The organism is Acinetobacter sp. CIP A162, from assembly GCF_000367905.1.
Lineage (GTDB): Bacteria > Pseudomonadota > Gammaproteobacteria > Pseudomonadales > Moraxellaceae > Acinetobacter > Acinetobacter lwoffii.
Window position 1 is genome coordinate 1 of record NZ_KB849159.1, and the last position, 14,462, is coordinate 14,462.

Annotated in this window: 12 protein-coding genes, 1 rRNA gene and 1 pseudogene; 13 read left to right on the forward strand and 1 reads right to left on the reverse strand. The window is 41.1% G+C overall.

Going from position 1 to position 14,462, the window contains the following annotated elements:
• Positions 1 to 31: 31 nt before the first annotated feature.
• From rrf to hisC, 8 genes are all read left to right on the forward strand, one after another.
• Positions 32 to 146, forward strand: a 5S ribosomal RNA gene (gene rrf / locus F995_RS06370).
• A 197-nt stretch (positions 147 to 343) separates the two neighbouring features.
• Complete coding sequence (locus F995_RS06375) at positions 344 to 1,795, forward strand: RNA polymerase factor sigma-54 (protein ID WP_004646021.1); 1,452 nt, start codon at positions 344 to 346, stop codon at positions 1,793 to 1,795.
• Positions 1,796 to 1,978: 183 nt separating this feature from the next.
• Positions 1,979 to 2,311 carry a ribosome hibernation-promoting factor, HPF/YfiA family gene (hpf, locus tag F995_RS06380; protein ID WP_004646022.1) on the forward strand — a complete coding sequence of 111 codons (333 nt, stop codon included), beginning with the start codon at positions 1,979 to 1,981 and terminating at the stop codon, positions 2,309 to 2,311.
• A 133-nt stretch (positions 2,312 to 2,444) separates the two neighbouring features.
• Positions 2,445 to 2,696, forward strand: coding sequence for a BolA family iron metabolism protein IbaG (ibaG, locus tag F995_RS06385; RefSeq protein ID WP_004646023.1), 252 nt, complete (start codon positions 2,445 to 2,447; stop codon positions 2,694 to 2,696).
• Between the two features lie 7 nt (positions 2,697 to 2,703).
• Complete coding sequence (murA, locus tag F995_RS06390) at positions 2,704 to 3,960, forward strand: UDP-N-acetylglucosamine 1-carboxyvinyltransferase (RefSeq protein WP_004646024.1); 1,257 nt, start codon at positions 2,704 to 2,706, stop codon at positions 3,958 to 3,960.
• Positions 3,960 to 4,661 (forward strand): ATP phosphoribosyltransferase, encoded by a 702-nt coding sequence (hisG, locus tag F995_RS06395; RefSeq protein ID WP_004646025.1) that lies wholly within the window; start codon positions 3,960 to 3,962, stop codon positions 4,659 to 4,661. The genes murA and hisG overlap by 1 nt, the downstream gene beginning before the upstream one ends.
• 185 nt (positions 4,662 to 4,846) lie before the next feature.
• Positions 4,847 to 6,151: a histidinol dehydrogenase gene (hisD, locus tag F995_RS06400; protein WP_004646026.1), complete on the forward strand. Its 1,305-nt coding sequence runs from the start codon at positions 4,847 to 4,849 to the stop codon at positions 6,149 to 6,151.
• A 133-nt stretch (positions 6,152 to 6,284) separates the two neighbouring features.
• Entirely contained in the window at positions 6,285 to 7,373 is a 1,089-nt protein-coding gene (hisC, locus tag F995_RS06405; protein ID WP_004646027.1) for a histidinol-phosphate transaminase, read from the forward strand.
• Positions 7,374 to 7,474: 101 nt separating this feature from the next.
• Here the strand turns inward: hisC and F995_RS06410 are convergent, their stop codons facing one another.
• A complete protein-coding gene (locus tag F995_RS06410) occupies positions 7,475 to 8,806 on the reverse strand; it encodes an anthranilate synthase component I family protein (RefSeq protein ID WP_004646028.1) in 1,332 nt (443 codons plus the stop codon).
• Positions 8,807 to 9,065: 259 nt separating this feature from the next.
• Here F995_RS06410 and F995_RS06415 point away from each other — a divergent pair, with 259 nt between their 5' ends.
• The 5 genes and pseudogenes from F995_RS06415 to F995_RS16965 form a co-directional block, all read left to right on the forward strand.
• Positions 9,066 to 10,133, forward strand: coding sequence for a putative pilus system protein FilA (locus F995_RS06415; RefSeq protein ID WP_004646029.1), 1,068 nt, complete (start codon positions 9,066 to 9,068; stop codon positions 10,131 to 10,133).
• Between the two features lie 188 nt (positions 10,134 to 10,321).
• Positions 10,322 to 11,155, forward strand: coding sequence for a putative pilus system C39 family peptidase FilB (locus F995_RS06420; protein WP_004646031.1), 834 nt, complete (start codon positions 10,322 to 10,324; stop codon positions 11,153 to 11,155).
• A 34-nt stretch (positions 11,156 to 11,189) separates the two neighbouring features.
• Positions 11,190 to 12,395 carry a putative pilus system protein FilC gene (locus tag F995_RS06425; RefSeq protein ID WP_004646032.1) on the forward strand — a complete coding sequence of 402 codons (1,206 nt, stop codon included), beginning with the start codon at positions 11,190 to 11,192 and terminating at the stop codon, positions 12,393 to 12,395.
• Between the two features lie 12 nt (positions 12,396 to 12,407).
• Positions 12,408 to 14,072, forward strand: coding sequence for a putative pilus system OmpP1/FadL family transporter FilD (locus tag F995_RS06430; RefSeq protein WP_004646033.1), 1,665 nt, complete (start codon positions 12,408 to 12,410; stop codon positions 14,070 to 14,072).
• A 7-nt stretch (positions 14,073 to 14,079) separates the two neighbouring features.
• A pseudogene (locus tag F995_RS16965) lies at positions 14,080 to 14,462 on the forward strand (hypothetical protein); the annotation flags it as partial.

Genomic DNA, 14,462 nt, shown 5'->3' on the forward strand with positions numbered 1-14,462 from the left:
TAAGACCTAGCAAGTATCCATAAACAGTTGTGCTGGCGACAATAGCAAGAGTGAACCACCTGATCCCTTCCCGAACTCAGAAGTGAAACCTCTTAGCGCTGATGGTAGTGTGGGGTTACCCATGTGAGAGTAAGTCATCGCCAGCTCATTATTCGAAATCCCCCTCCGCTAAGGCAGAGGGGGATTTTTTTATGCGCAAATTTAAGTATTTAAACAATTATTAGTCGCGAAAGACTAGAAATTTAAAATCCAATTTGTATGTTTTTTAGTAAATCTGTGTTATAAAAAATAAAACGGCATAAAAATTGCTTATAAAACGGGATTTTCTATTAAGGGGGTAACAATGAGATTATCAGTGGGCATAAAAATTGCGAACTCGCTGTCATTAACTCCACAATTACAGCAAGCAATTCGGCTATTACAACTTTCAAGTCTGGAATTGGAACAAGAAGTTCAGTTGCAACTTGATAGTAATCCTCTATTAGAAAAAGTTGAAGAGCAAATTACCCTTGAAAGCTTATCTACAATTGAATCAAATAATGAAAATCACGATCTAACCAATGAACTTAATGCCGATCATCTGCCTGATGACTTACCTGTAGATACCGATTGGGATGATGTTTATACCCATCAACCTACAAGTCTGGGGGCAGCCGAGTTCGAAGAGCGTGAAGATAATCGTCAAGGGCATCAGAGCCTGCAAGAATATATGCTAGAACAAATTAATCTGCTGAATTTTTCACAGGTTGATAAATTAATCGCTTATTGCATAGTCGATTCTTTGGACGACAAAGGTTTTTTAGATGCTGAGTTGAGTGAAATTACTGCATCAGTACAACATTTACTCTCTTCTATGGGGTCTGAAGAAGAAATTGAAGATGATGAGGTTGCCGTTGTATTAAAGCATATCCAGCGTTTGGATCCGGTAGGTGTAGGTTCTAGAAGCTTGGCAGAATGCCTATTAGTTCAACTTGATAATTTACCTGCGTCAACCCCTTGCCGAAATGATGCGATCAAACTTCTGCAACATTATGAATTGTTGATTACCAATGAGCTTCCTAAGCTGATCAAACAGACTGGCTTAAATCCAGAACAGTTGCGCTGTGCCGTAGATTTGCTAAAAACATTAAAACCGCATCCTGGTCTGGAATTTGAAAACAAGGAATCGGATTATCAGGTGCCAGATGTCGTGGTGATGAAAAAGAATAACTGCTGGCAAGTCAATTTAAACTCGGATGTGCTGCCAAAGTTACGCGTCAATTCTTTTTATGCCAAAATGATTCGTCGTGCAGATCAAAGCGATGATAATCAGTACCTGCGTAATCAGATGCTGGAAGCGAAGAACTTCATTAAAAGTATCGATGAGCGACATAAAACCTTATTGAAAGTCGCGACCTGTATAGTGGAACATCAGAAAATGTTTCTGGAAATTGGTGCGGAAGGCATGAAACCTCTTGTTTTAAGAGATATTGCTGAAGAAGTCGAATTGCACGAGTCGACAGTTTCGCGTGTCACCACCAATAAATATATGCTGACCCCGCGTGGTCTATTTGAACTGAAATATTTCTTCTCGAGCCATGTTGGTACAACTTCTGGAGGAGAAGCATCCTCTACCGCCATTCGTGCCAAAATCAAGAAACTGATTGCTGAGGAAAATGCCCGTAAACCTTTATCTGACAATACTATTGCCAATATGTTGAAAGAAGAAGGGATTGATGTGGCACGACGTACGGTGGCGAAATATCGTGAATCGTTACATATTCCTTCATCTTCTGAACGAAAAGTCTTGATCTGAAATTTAAAATCTGGCTATTCTAAAGATTCATTATGACAGCATAATGAATCTTTTTTCTTTTGAGGAACAGTGAAATGGTTTAATCCAGTACTTCAAATACGAATTTTTTATTTATAAGTTACTGTATTTAAATTATTTTATATTGTGACTCTTCTAATCCTAACGAAGGTGAGGGATAGAACTATGCAAATAACAATTCGTGGACATCATTTATCGATTACGCCAGCAATTGAAGAACGTATAAAAACCAAGTTTTCACAAATGACTAAACACCTGGATCAGGTAAATAGTATGCAAGTGAAACTCTCTAAAGATCATCAAATTGATAAACGCTCTCGGAAGGGCAGCAGTAATCATATCGCAGAGGCGATTATCAGATTACCGGGAATCGAGTTTTTTGCCCACGCCACTGCTGATGATATGTATACCTCAATTAAAATTTTGACGGAAAAATTAAAACGACAGATTGACCGCTATCGGGAAATGCATTTACAGCAGCATGCTTTGGCCTTATAAAGGACAAATGATAAAAAAGAGGTTTTAAAAGCCTCTTTTTTTTATATATATAATGTATGGATCCATGAATTATTTTTGCTATTTATAGTAAAATGGCTCGTTTTACACCCTTAGTCCTATAAGAGGTCTTGTGATGAATAATGAACAGCTCACTGAAATTTTAAAAGCCGCTTTTCCCGAGGCGGATGTTGCTGTGAGTGGTCAGGGCGGAAAATTCGATCTCCGTATCGTGGATGATCAATTTGAAGGTAAGCGTCCAGTTGCACGGCAACAAGCTGTTTATGCTCCTCTCAATGCCCATATTGCCAGTGGTGCAGTTCACGCAGTGACAATTCGAGCAATGACAAAAGAAGAATGGCGCAAAGCAAGCTTATTTGGAGCTTAATAAATTAATGGATAAATTTTTAATTCAGGGCGGTATCAAGCTCGAAGGTGAAGTGCGTATTTCCGGTGCGAAAAATGCAGCTCTGCCCTTATTAGCAGCAATGATTCTTGCTGAAACACCAACTACGCTCAAAAATGTTCCCAATTTGAAAGATGTGAACACATTGGTGAAGCTGATTGCGGGTCTCGGGATCATCATGAGCTATGAAGGTGATACTGTTATTGCGGATACCTCGACATTAGATAACCAGTTCGCACCGTATGAGCTCGTAAAAACTATGCGTGCTTCTATTTTGGTGCTTGGTCCATTATTGGCGCGTTATGGTAGTGCAAAAGTGTCTTTGCCAGGCGGTTGTGCGATTGGCTCCCGTCCTGTCGATCAGCATTTGAAAGCTTTAGAAGCTTTAGGTGCCGAGATTGAAGTCGAAGCTGGTTATGTACATGCCAAAGTCGATGGTCGCCTGAAAGGTGGCGAAGTCGTTTTTGATATGGTGACTGTAGGTGGAACAGAAAATATTCTGATGGCTGCCGTGTTGGCCGATGGTGTGACCACGATTCGCAATGCAGCACGTGAACCTGAGATCACTGATCTTGCGCAAATGCTGATCAAGATGGGTGCCAAGATTGAAGGTCTAGATACCGATACTTTAATTGTGACCGGTGTCGAACGTCTGCGTGGCTGTGAATATGCGGTTGTTGCTGACCGGATTGAAACCGGTTCATATCTGGCAGCAGCAGCGATCACTGGCGGTCGTATCAAAACCACGCATACTGATCCGTCCCTGATGGAAGCGGTGCTGGACAAGTTTGAAGAAATGGGCGCAGAAGTGACCCGTGGTGACGACTGGATTGAACTGGATATGCTGGGTAAACGTCCGAAAGCTGTCAGCTTCCAAACCTTACCACATCCAGAATTTCCAACCGATATGCAAGCCCAGATTATGGCTGTGAATGCCATTGCTCAAGGCTTTGCGACAATTTCTGAAACGATTTTTGAAAACCGTTTCATGCATGTTCCTGAATTGGCACGTATGGGCGCCAATATTCAGGTTGAAGGTAATGATGCTGTGGTAACTGGTGTAGAAAAACTTTCTGCTGCACCCGTAATGGCAACAGATTTACGTGCTTCGTTCTCTTTGGTGCTGGCAGCACTTGCCGCTGAAGGTGAAACGCTGATTGACCGTATTTATCATATTGACCGCGGTTATGAAGATGTAGAAGCAAAGTTACAAAGTTTAGGTGCCCAAATTAAGCGAGTAAATTAATGAGCGATATGAGAAACGATGATCCAAACTTTGACGTAATGGGCAATTTTGATCATGGTTTAACTTTGGCATTAAGTAAGGGGCGTATCTTAAAAGAGACTTTACCTTTGCTAGAAACAGCAGGGATTAACCTTTTAGAAGATCCTGATAAATCTCGTAAATTGATTTTCCCGACCACGCATAAACAGGTTCGTATCTTAATTTTACGTGCTTCAGATGTACCGACTTATGTTGAAAATGGTGCAGCCGATATTGGTGTGGCCGGTAAAGATGTATTGATGGAACATGGCGCGCAAAACGTCTATGAACCATTGGACCTGAAAATTGCGGTATGTAAATTGATGACCGCCGGTAAGGTGGGGATGCAACGTCCTAAAGGTCGTTTAAAAATTGCGACCAAGTACGTGAATTTGACCCGTCAATACTATGCTAGCCTAGGTGAACAAGTGGATGTGATCAAGCTGTATGGCTCCATGGAACTTGCGCCACTGGTCGGTTTGGGTGATTACATTGTCGATGTCGTAGATACAGGCAATACTTTGCGTGCCAATGGTTTAGAGCCACTTGAAGAAATTTGCAAAGTGTCTTCGCGTTTAATCGTGAATAAAGCCAGCTTCAAGCGTAAGCAAGCGTTGTTAAATCCGATTCTGGCACAGCTTGAAAAAGCCGTAGAAGAACGTGAAAAGGCCAAACAGGCTTAAATTTTTTGCATAAAAAACCGTCCTTTTAGGGCGGTTTTTTTATTCGATTGAACATAAATACGATGTAAATTCTTTCATCAATTTTACCAAAAGCTATTTCCAATAAAACTCATAGGGCTAGAGCACTATAGCTGCCGACAAAAGTCTGGAAAACAGGTAAACTAAAGCCTTCGAATTCAAACCTGATGGGTAAATTGATGCGACGTTTATCGACCCAAGATCAAAACTTCAAGCAAGCATTTGCTGACTTGTTGGCTTTTGAAACTGTTAATGATCCTGAACTTTTAAAAACTGTAGATCAAATTATTGCTGATGTTCGTCAGCATGGTGATGCTCATGTTCTTAAACTCACTCAACAGTTCGATCGACATCCAGCGCATCAATTTTCAGAGCTTGAACTGACCCAGGAACAATTGAAAGCAGCATTTGATGGTCTAAGCATGGAAGTCCGGGAAGCGCTTGAACTTGCAGCGAATCGTATTCGGGAATTCCACCAAGCACAAAAACAGGACGGCTGGACCTATGTCGATGCTTTAGGAAATACGCTCGGTCAAAAAGTTACCCCACTGGATCGTGTCGGAATTTATGTACCGGGTGGTCTGGCGTCTTATCCGTCTTCAGTATTGATGAATGCGGTGCCTGCACATGTCGCAGGTGTGCCGGAAATTATTATGGTGGTACCTGCGCCGAATGGTGAGTTAAATCCATTGGTACTGGCGGCTGCATATCTGGCAGGCGTAACGCGTGTCTTTACAATTGGTGGCGCGCAAGCTGTTGCGGCATTGGCTTATGGTACAGAAACCATTCTATCAGTCGATAAAATCACCGGCCCAGGCAACCGTTTTGTGGCTGCGGCAAAACGTGCGGTGTTTGGTCAGGTCGGTATCGACATGATTGCAGGACCTTCTGAAATTCTGGTCTATGCCGAAGGCCAAAATAATGCTGAATGGCTGGCGATGGATTTACTTTCGCAAGCTGAGCATGACACTGTGGCACAGGCCATTTTCATTACACCAGATGAACAGTTGCTGAATGATGTTGAGCAGGCGATTGAAATGCATCTGGCAACCTTGCCAAAGGCAGAAATTGCCCGTACCTCGATTGCCAATCGTGGTGCTTTGGTCTTGGTGAAAGACCGCCAAGAAGCATCGGATTTGATTAATCAGGTGGCGCCTGAGCATTTGATGTTATGTTTAGATGATGCAGAAGCAATGTCTGATAGCATTCGTCACGCAGGTGCAATCTTTATGGGTCGTTATACGCCTGAAGCCATTGGTGATTACTGTGCCGGTCCAAACCACGTCTTGCCAACTTCAGGTACTGCGCGTTTTTCATCGCCACTTGGTGTCTATGATTTCCAGAAGCGCTCAAGCCTGATCATGTGCTCACAAGAAGGTGTAAAAACTTTAGCAAAAACCGCGGATATCTTGGCGCAACAAGAAAACCTGGATGCACATGCGCGTTCAGCACGTTATCGTTATCAATCATAAATAGCATTACAACCTCTCACTGACCCTCTCCTAAAAGGAGAGGAGAATTTAAACCACAAAAATCTTGTGTCTTTAGTAATGAAAATTCCTCTCCCTTTGGAGAGGTTAGGAGAGGGTTTAAAGAGAATACAAAATGAATATCACAACAGAACAAATGCGTTTTTGGAGTCCTGAAGTACGTGAATTAAAACCGTATACTCCAGGCGAACAACCAAAAATCCAGAATATTTTAAAACTTAATACCAATGAAAATCCGTATCCACCTTCACCCAAAGTGGTAGAAGCGGTTCAAAAGGTACTTGCGAATTCGGCGGATGTTTTGCGTTTGTATCCAGACCCTGATGCATCAGAGTTGAAACAGGCGATCGCTAAACAACAAAATGTACCTGTTGAAACCGTCTTTGTTGGCAATGGCTCAGATGAAGTCTTGGCGCATATCTTTAAAGCATTTTTTGTTCAAGAAAAACCTGTACTTTATCCAGATATTACCTATAGTTTCTATCCAGTTTATAGTCAGTTTTTTGGCGTCAAAACCAAAATCTTGCCACTCAATGATAACTTTGAAATTGTTGTAGATGACTATAAACAAGCTAATGGCGGCATTATTATTACTAATCCTAATGCGCCGACCAGTATTGATCTAGGTTTGGCTGCGATTGGAGAAATTTTGCAAGCCAATCCGGATTCAGTGGTGGTGATTGATGAAGCCTATGTCGACTTCGGTGCAGAATCAGCAGTCAAGCTGGTTGAGAAATATGAAAATTTAGTGGTATGTCAAACCACATCGAAGTCACGTTCTCTTGCTGGTCTGCGAGTGGGTTTTGCGATTGCTCAGCCACATTTGATTGCAGCACTTGAAGCAGTCAAAAATAGCTTTAACTCTTATCCGATGGACCGTTTTGCGATTGCTGCAGCGGTAGCTTCATTTGAAGATCAAGCCTACTTTGAAGCACAAAATGCAAAAGTGATTAAGAGTCGTGAAAAGTTGGTGTCCCAATTAAATGAGCTTGGTTTTAAAGTTTTACCATCGAGTGCTAACTTTATTTTTGCCTCATTGCCATTTAAGGATGCAGGCGAACTTGCAAGTGAGTTGCGTGAACGTGGCATTATCGTACGTTATTTTAACAAGCCACGTATTAACCAGTTTTTAAGAATTACTATTGGTACAGATGAGCAAAATCAGCGTTTAGTGGATACATTAAAAAACGAGATTTTAGTTTAATCTCTCAAAACCCCTCTTTCATAAAGAGGGAATTTTTCCTCTCTTTTTAAAGGGAGGCTAGAAGGGATTAAAAAAGCGAATCAAATGATTCGCTTTTTTATTTATTCAGGCTGATACCACGTATTTAACAGATCCAGCATTGCTGAAATTTTATCAAAACATTCTTGGTATTCCGCATCACAATCCGAAGAAATGGTAATACCACCACCCGCCCATAAAGAAACATCTTCCTGATATTTTTGGATGGAACGAATCAGGATGTTCCAGGAACCGGTACCATCAAAATTAAAATAACCCATTGATCCACAATAAGCCCCACGTGCTGCACCTTCCAATTCAGCAATAATCTGCATGGCACGAATTTTAGGTGCGCCCGTAATTGAGCCACCTGGTAGGGCTGACATTAACACCTCGAAAGGATTCACATCTGCTTTTAAGGTCGCTTCTACTTCGCTCACCATATGATGCACTTGATTAAAACTTTCGATATTAAATAATTTAGGTGTTTTAACCGAGCCTGTTTCCGCATAAACACTTAAATCATTACGTAATAAATCCACAATCATGACATTTTCTGCCTGATCTTTTTCCGATGCTTTTAAGGTGTGTTTAGATTGTTCATCCAGCACTGGATCGCTATAGCGTGGCATGGTGCCTTTAATTGGTTTGGTGATAATTTTCCGATTTTTTTCGAAGTCAATAAATAACTCGGGTGAGCAGCTGAGTAATTCAAAATCACCAATACGCAGATAACTCGCATAGGGCGCTTCGGTTAATGTCCAGAATGCTTGGGCAGTCGCTAAGAGGGAGCCTTGGGCACGACCTTTAAATTCTTGGGTCAGATTAATCTGATAGCAGTCACCTGCAACAATATAGTCCTGAATTTTCTGAAAAGCCTGAGTATAGACAGATTTGGTCCAGCGTGAGCTACAAGGATTGTTTAAATGAAATGTCGGGTGAATTTTATCTTGGTTAAGTAAGTTCTGAATATGATTGAAAATCTGTTCTGCCTGTGGATCATCACTATAGAACATCCAGCCATCAGGGGTTGGTTTAATGTAGGAAGAAAATTGACCAATAAATAAACCAGGTTGAGTACGATCTGGATACTGAATATATTGTTGAGCCGCATAATCGTAGCTAATAAAACCGACATAGCCTCCACGAAATCCATTCTTTTGAGGATTTTTTAATGCATCAATCACTAAATTAAATTCAGATGGGCTGGGTTGATATTGTTCAATCCCTGTTCTTTTAAAAGACTGAATTTGTGATGTCTGCGCAACAAAATATTCTTGAGCACAGCAGGCAATGAAAGGCTGACCATTATTATTTAAATACACCAGATGATCTAATGTCTTTAATGCGGACAATACATCTGCAACCAGAGATGATTCAAACTTTAAGGGACGATGATAGAGAGCTTTGGTCATTCACGTATAGGGAGTTCGATATGACTCACTATTTTATATCAAGAAGACAAGAAAATATTTTTAAATCATGAAATACCGTTTATCGGTAAGCGACAGATTGCGACCAACGACAGTTGATCGAAAACTGACTCGACGCTAATTTAAGTGGGCTAGCAAAATTACTCAAGGAACGATGTTTAAGCTGTCAGAAAATAAAAAATACAGCCTAAATACTGAGTAATTCACAACCAAAAAAATAGTACTCTTGGGAGAGTAAACAATGAAAAAATTCACAAAATTAGTTCTAGCGACTTCAGTTGCATTTAGTGCCAATGCGATGGCGATGCAGGCAATGGATGATGCATCTCTAAGCGAAACAACGGGTCAAGACGGTTTGACAATTGGTATCGGCATCTCGAAAATTGCGATTGAAAAATTATTTATCCATGATAATGATGGTTTGAAAGATGGTTATAATCTAGTTGATACAACAGCTGGTACATCAACTCCTCAAACAGCAGGTGCAGGTGCGATCGTAATTCGTGGTACGAGTGATACTGCTATTACTGATGCTGATCGTGTAAATCCTACAACTACAGCACATCATGGTGTATTAATTGGTGCCAATTATGACGATAATGGTGCTTATTTACTTCCATCCCGTAATCTTGCTGATTTAGTGATTGACTCAGATGCTGGTAATGGTAATCCTTTCATTAATGTTGCTGCACAAGTATCGGGTCTAGATATTAAAATTGGCCGAATTGGTGTAACTGCCTCTGGTGCAGATAATCCAGATTCGATTCGCCGAGGCGGTACTGGTGTTGTGAATGACATCATTAGTGGTTTAGAAGTTAAAACGGGTGTAATGAATGCCAATATTCAATTAGGTGCTGCCCCACAAGGGGCAATGATCAAGATGAATACTAAAATGATTGGTGGTTTAGAAATCAATAACCTAGGCATTTTAGATAATTCGACTAAAAATAAAGCGGTGGGGCTTGTAGGCACGACAGCAGTAACTACACGTGAAGCTGGTGAGATTTTTGTCGAAAGTATTAAAATTACAGATGCGGAGTCTAATGATTTAACTATTAGCCAGAACATTTCTGTATTTAACGATGCTTATGTAGGAGCTACTGGCAGTACCTTAGGTAAGGCAGCACATGTTCGTATTGTAAGTAATGATACTGGGGCGAAAGACCAATACATTAAAGGCATTCATTTAGGGAACCGTGAAGCAAGATCATCAATTGGTGATATGGAAGTTCAGGGTTTACAAACTTTCTATTCTCCTGCACAAAATACTTATACTAAAGGCGCAATTATTACTATTTCAGGTCACTAATCTTCATTTAAAAAAAGCGCGTGTTTACACGCGTTTTTTTTATGACTAAATCATTTATCCAAAAAATAAAAAAAATGCTGTATTTTTTTGAAAAAGAAGGTATCTTTCTAGTTACAGGGAAGTAGAGTGAATGCTCTATAAAAAGAAAAATAGGCGCATCATGCCCATTATAAGAAAAGTTAATAATTATGTTAGAGATCGCGTTGGGCTCGGCATTGATGTATTACGCTGCCAAAGAAGCTCTGGATATCAAAAAACAGCCAAATGGTGCTGTTCACTATACTGAAGTTCTTGATTCAAGAAATGACTCTTTTGTACGTATGCACCGTGAAGCTGTAGAAGTAAAACCGGCACTTCTGGATCAGTTTCAGGGCATTGTACGTCAGGCTTATGATTATAGTTGTGGTTCGGCAGCGCTTACGACCCTGCTCAATGGTTATGTCGGTACGCAGCTGGATGAGCAGCAAGTCATGAGTGGGCTGATGAAATTCGGTGAAACGGATAAAATTGTTGAACGCCGTAGTTTTTCTCTGCTTGATATGAAGCGCTTTGTGTCAGCCTTAGGGTTGGAAAGTGGAGGCTATCGAGGGGAGTTCAAAGATTTAGTTAATCAAGATCAGCCCGCCATTGTTCCGATTTCCTATGCAGGATTTAAGCATTTTGTAGTTTATAAAGGTTATAAAAATGGCCGGGTTTATGTTGCAGATCCAGCACTTGGTAATATCAGTTTTGAGGAACGGCGTTTTCAGGATATTTGGGAAAATAACACTTTGTTCCTGATTAATGTACCTGAACAATATCGCAAAAATTTTCTAGCATTAAAAGAATCAGATATGCGCCATGTAGAAGATGCTACGATCAATCGCTATGCCTTGGTTGACATGCAGTATCCACAATTTTATATGGACAAAATTGCTGATAAAGCTTCTACGATCCGTATGGACCGTAATCGTAATACAGAGTCAGAAAAATTTGGGGAATATCAACATAACTTCCTGAGACTGTATTACAAGAATAAATAAAATGAAAAACAGTAATAAAAATTAAAATGGTGAAATGGATATGAACAGTAAATGGATGAACAAGACGTTCTTGGCACTGAGCATTCAAATGGTAATGGGCGTTGCATTTGCTGCAGAAGAACCAGCACTAGGTGAATACGAAACGGTTGATGAGGAAGTTGTCGTTGAAACTGCTGCATCTGTACCGGCTCAAACCGGGCAGGTCGAAACGCAGGCTGCAGAAGAGTCAGAACTAGGTGAATATGAAGCAGTTGAAGAGGCGGTCGTTGAAACAGCATCACCTGTAGAGACTCAGGCTGGCCAAGTCGTAGATGCATCTCAAGCTTTACAGCAACAAGAAGGAGATGCTACTCAGGCAGCTAATCTGGAAGAAGTATTTACGTCAAATGAACGCCAATACTCTCTGATAAAACAAGGCGAAATTTCATCATATTACGATATTGATTATACCTATTATCGAGACACTCAACTTGATATAGAAATGGCTCAGGGCCAATTGTATCAACTACGTGTTCAAGAAAATGCAACACATAGTATGACCAATACTTTCACTTTCCAATATGGCGTGAAAGATAACCTGACCTTGACTGCATCCTTACCTTTAGTGGCCAAAACTGACTTGTTAAAAGATACGTCTACTGCAGGTTTGGGCGATATTAGTTTGGGTGCTCGCTGGGAACCCTTTCCACTAAAAGCGGGTCGTCTGCCTCTGATTTTATTTGCAAATTTGTCGACTAAAACGGGTGATAGTCCTTATGAAATTAATGCCGCGACAGATCTAGCAGCAGGAAAGGGTTATTACTCTGCTGGAGTAGGTGCTAGTACGCGTAAATACATTGATCCAGTCGTGCTGTTTGCATCAGTTTCTGCGAACTATGGTTTTAAAGAATCAGGCCTAAATCAGCGTCGAGGTAGCCGAATTATTGAGGAGTTTGAACCTGGTGTTAGTGGAGGCTTTGCCTTTGGTTTCGCATATTCATTTAACTATGACGTTTCGATGACCATGTCCTATCAGCAAAGCTTTAATACCGGTGCGGAATTTAGCTATAACACGGGTGAAAGTTATTCTGCTGCGGATCAGACCAGTTCTACCTTTGCAATTTCCTTAGGTGTGCGAGTCTCTCCAGAAACCATTGTGAATGGTACCGTTGGCCTAGGGCTGACCGAAGATGCACCGGATGTTTCATTGGGACTGTCATTCCCACTTGATATTTTAGGTTTTGGTAAAAAAATTAGTTAATAGGGGTGTCGTATGAAAAACATTCGACTTAGCCCGTTATTAACAGGAATTATTCTTGCGGGCTGTTCAAGTTATACCTTTGCACAATTGGGAACCAACCTTTCAGTTGATTTACGTGCACTATCCATGGGGAATGCTGTCACTGCAGATCCTCCAGGGGTCAATGCGGTCCACTTTAACCCGGCTGCACTGACTAAAATTAATGGGCTGCAAACCGAACAGCAAATCATTGTGGCTAATTTTGATATCCAGCGTGAGTTTTCAGTACCCGCCGGATATAACGTATTTGGCTATTCTGATGATCCTATTGTCTGTAATGACGGACCTGAAGTTTCATCTGATTTGTGTACCGATTTTAAAGGTCCGGTCAAAGGCGATGTGGAATATGTCAGCCTTTATGTCCCTTTTCTGAAAAAAATGGTGGATTTAGGGGAAGGCCTTCCTTTGACTGCACCGACCATGGGGATTGCATACAATCCACCTGGATCTAAAGCCACTTATGCGACTGCTGTTTATGCTCCTCTCATGGCAGGTTTTGGTCATGAAGATGGTAACCCGGCAAACTTTATGGGGCAGCAGGTTGCTTTAGAGCGGATTACCTATCTGTCACCATCCATCGGTTATGAGGTCAATGACCAACTGTCGATTGGTGCTTCTATCGGGATGTCTTATCAAGCCATCGGGATGAAAACGGACTTGCGTTTCCCGAATGAGTTGATCGGGATGTTGCGTATGATCGACGAAGTTGTGTGTACGCCGTTTAAAGAAAATTCCGACATTATTACAGATATTCTTTTGCTCGGGATCTGTAATGCGGATGAGGGGATGAATCCATTTGGCAAGTTTGGTCAAATGCAACTGGAGCTTGAGCAAAACTTAAGCCCAAGTTATAACCTGGGAATATTGTGGGAACCGCGCGAAGATTTTAGTTTTGGTATGGTCTACCAAAGTTCTGCGAAAATGCGCTTAAAAGGTAAATATCATATTGATAATGCCAAAGCCCCTCAGGAAATGATCAAAGGTTTGATGACCTCGCCAACCGGTCAGATTCTGGCGGCTATTCTTGGCTTTCCAAATTATATACCATCAAGTGAATCAGGTCTGGTGTCGATGGATTTTGAATATCCGGCGCATTTTCAGGCAGGTATCAAATATAAAGTGATGCCAGATTTGCAAGTCAATTTTGATATTGGCTGGACAGACTACAAGGTTTGGGATGAGTTCAAATTCGAATTTGATCGTACCATTTCAGCTCTAAAAATTGCCAAAATTTTGTCCGCCAATGTTACTGACTCAACCTTGGCTTTACCGATGGGATTTGAATCGCCGTGGAACTTCGGTATCGGGATAGAGTATTCCGCTACAGATCGTTTGAAGCTTCGGGCAGGTTATGAGCCACGTACCAGTGCTATTCCGAAAAATAAGCGTAATACCATGGTACCGATCAATGGTGCGCAGTTATTTGGTTTAGGTGTAGGTTACCGATTTGATGCAGACACTGATCTGGATCTATCAATTGGTTTCTTGCGTAGCAAAGATCAGATTCCAGCAAATACCAGTAGTTTAGCCAACCAGACCGGGGTAAATAACCTGTTATTGAACCCATATGCAGGTTTAAACGTAAAAACAGATACCAAAATTACAATTTTAGGTTTGAATTATCGCACTCGTTGGTAAGGGAAAAATGATCAAGACAGGGAACGTTGGATTGACAGCGGTACTGGCATTAAGTCTGGTATCCGTGTCTTTTTATATAAGCGCTAAAGAATTTATTACGATTATTGGTCCGGATGGACGACCATTAGTCGTACCCCGTAATAATGCAGAGAAAAAAACTGAGGACAAATCTCGATTGTCGAAAACAGCAGGAACTGCAGCAGTTCAGTCCACACCTGTAAAGCAAAACTTAGAAAAAGTGCCCGTCGTAGAAAATGGACAAGTTAAACCTAAGCATGGCCATAATATGGTTGTACAACCAGTACAACCAGTACAACCAGTACAACCAGTACAACCAGTACAACCAGTACAACCAGTACAACCAGTACAACCAGTACAACCAGTACAACC

What these genes read in the sequence shown, in the direction of transcription:
- murA (WP_004646024.1), top strand. Translation starts at nt 2,704, where the DNA reads ATGGATAAATTTTTAATTCAGGGCGGTATCAAGCTCGAAGGTGAAGTG.
- F995_RS06420 (WP_004646031.1), top strand. Translation starts at nt 10,322, where the DNA reads ATGTTAGAGATCGCGTTGGGCTCGGCATTGATGTATTACGCTGCCAAA.
- hpf (WP_004646022.1), top strand. Translation starts at nt 1,979, where the DNA reads ATGCAAATAACAATTCGTGGACATCATTTATCGATTACGCCAGCAATT.
- hisD (WP_004646026.1), top strand. Translation starts at nt 4,847, where the DNA reads ATGGGTAAATTGATGCGACGTTTATCGACCCAAGATCAAAACTTCAAG.
- hisC (WP_004646027.1), top strand. Translation starts at nt 6,285, where the DNA reads ATGAATATCACAACAGAACAAATGCGTTTTTGGAGTCCTGAAGTACGT.
- F995_RS06410 (WP_004646028.1), bottom strand. Translation starts at nt 8,806, where the DNA reads ATGACCAAAGCTCTCTATCATCGTCCCTTAAAGTTTGAATCATCTCTG.
- hisG (WP_004646025.1), top strand. Translation starts at nt 3,960, where the DNA reads ATGAGCGATATGAGAAACGATGATCCAAACTTTGACGTAATGGGCAAT.
- F995_RS06415 (WP_004646029.1), top strand. Translation starts at nt 9,066, where the DNA reads ATGAAAAAATTCACAAAATTAGTTCTAGCGACTTCAGTTGCATTTAGT.
- F995_RS06375 (WP_004646021.1), top strand. Translation starts at nt 344, where the DNA reads ATGAGATTATCAGTGGGCATAAAAATTGCGAACTCGCTGTCATTAACT.
- F995_RS06430 (WP_004646033.1), top strand. Translation starts at nt 12,408, where the DNA reads ATGAAAAACATTCGACTTAGCCCGTTATTAACAGGAATTATTCTTGCG.
- ibaG (WP_004646023.1), top strand. Translation starts at nt 2,445, where the DNA reads ATGAATAATGAACAGCTCACTGAAATTTTAAAAGCCGCTTTTCCCGAG.
- F995_RS06425 (WP_004646032.1), top strand. Translation starts at nt 11,190, where the DNA reads ATGGATATGAACAGTAAATGGATGAACAAGACGTTCTTGGCACTGAGC.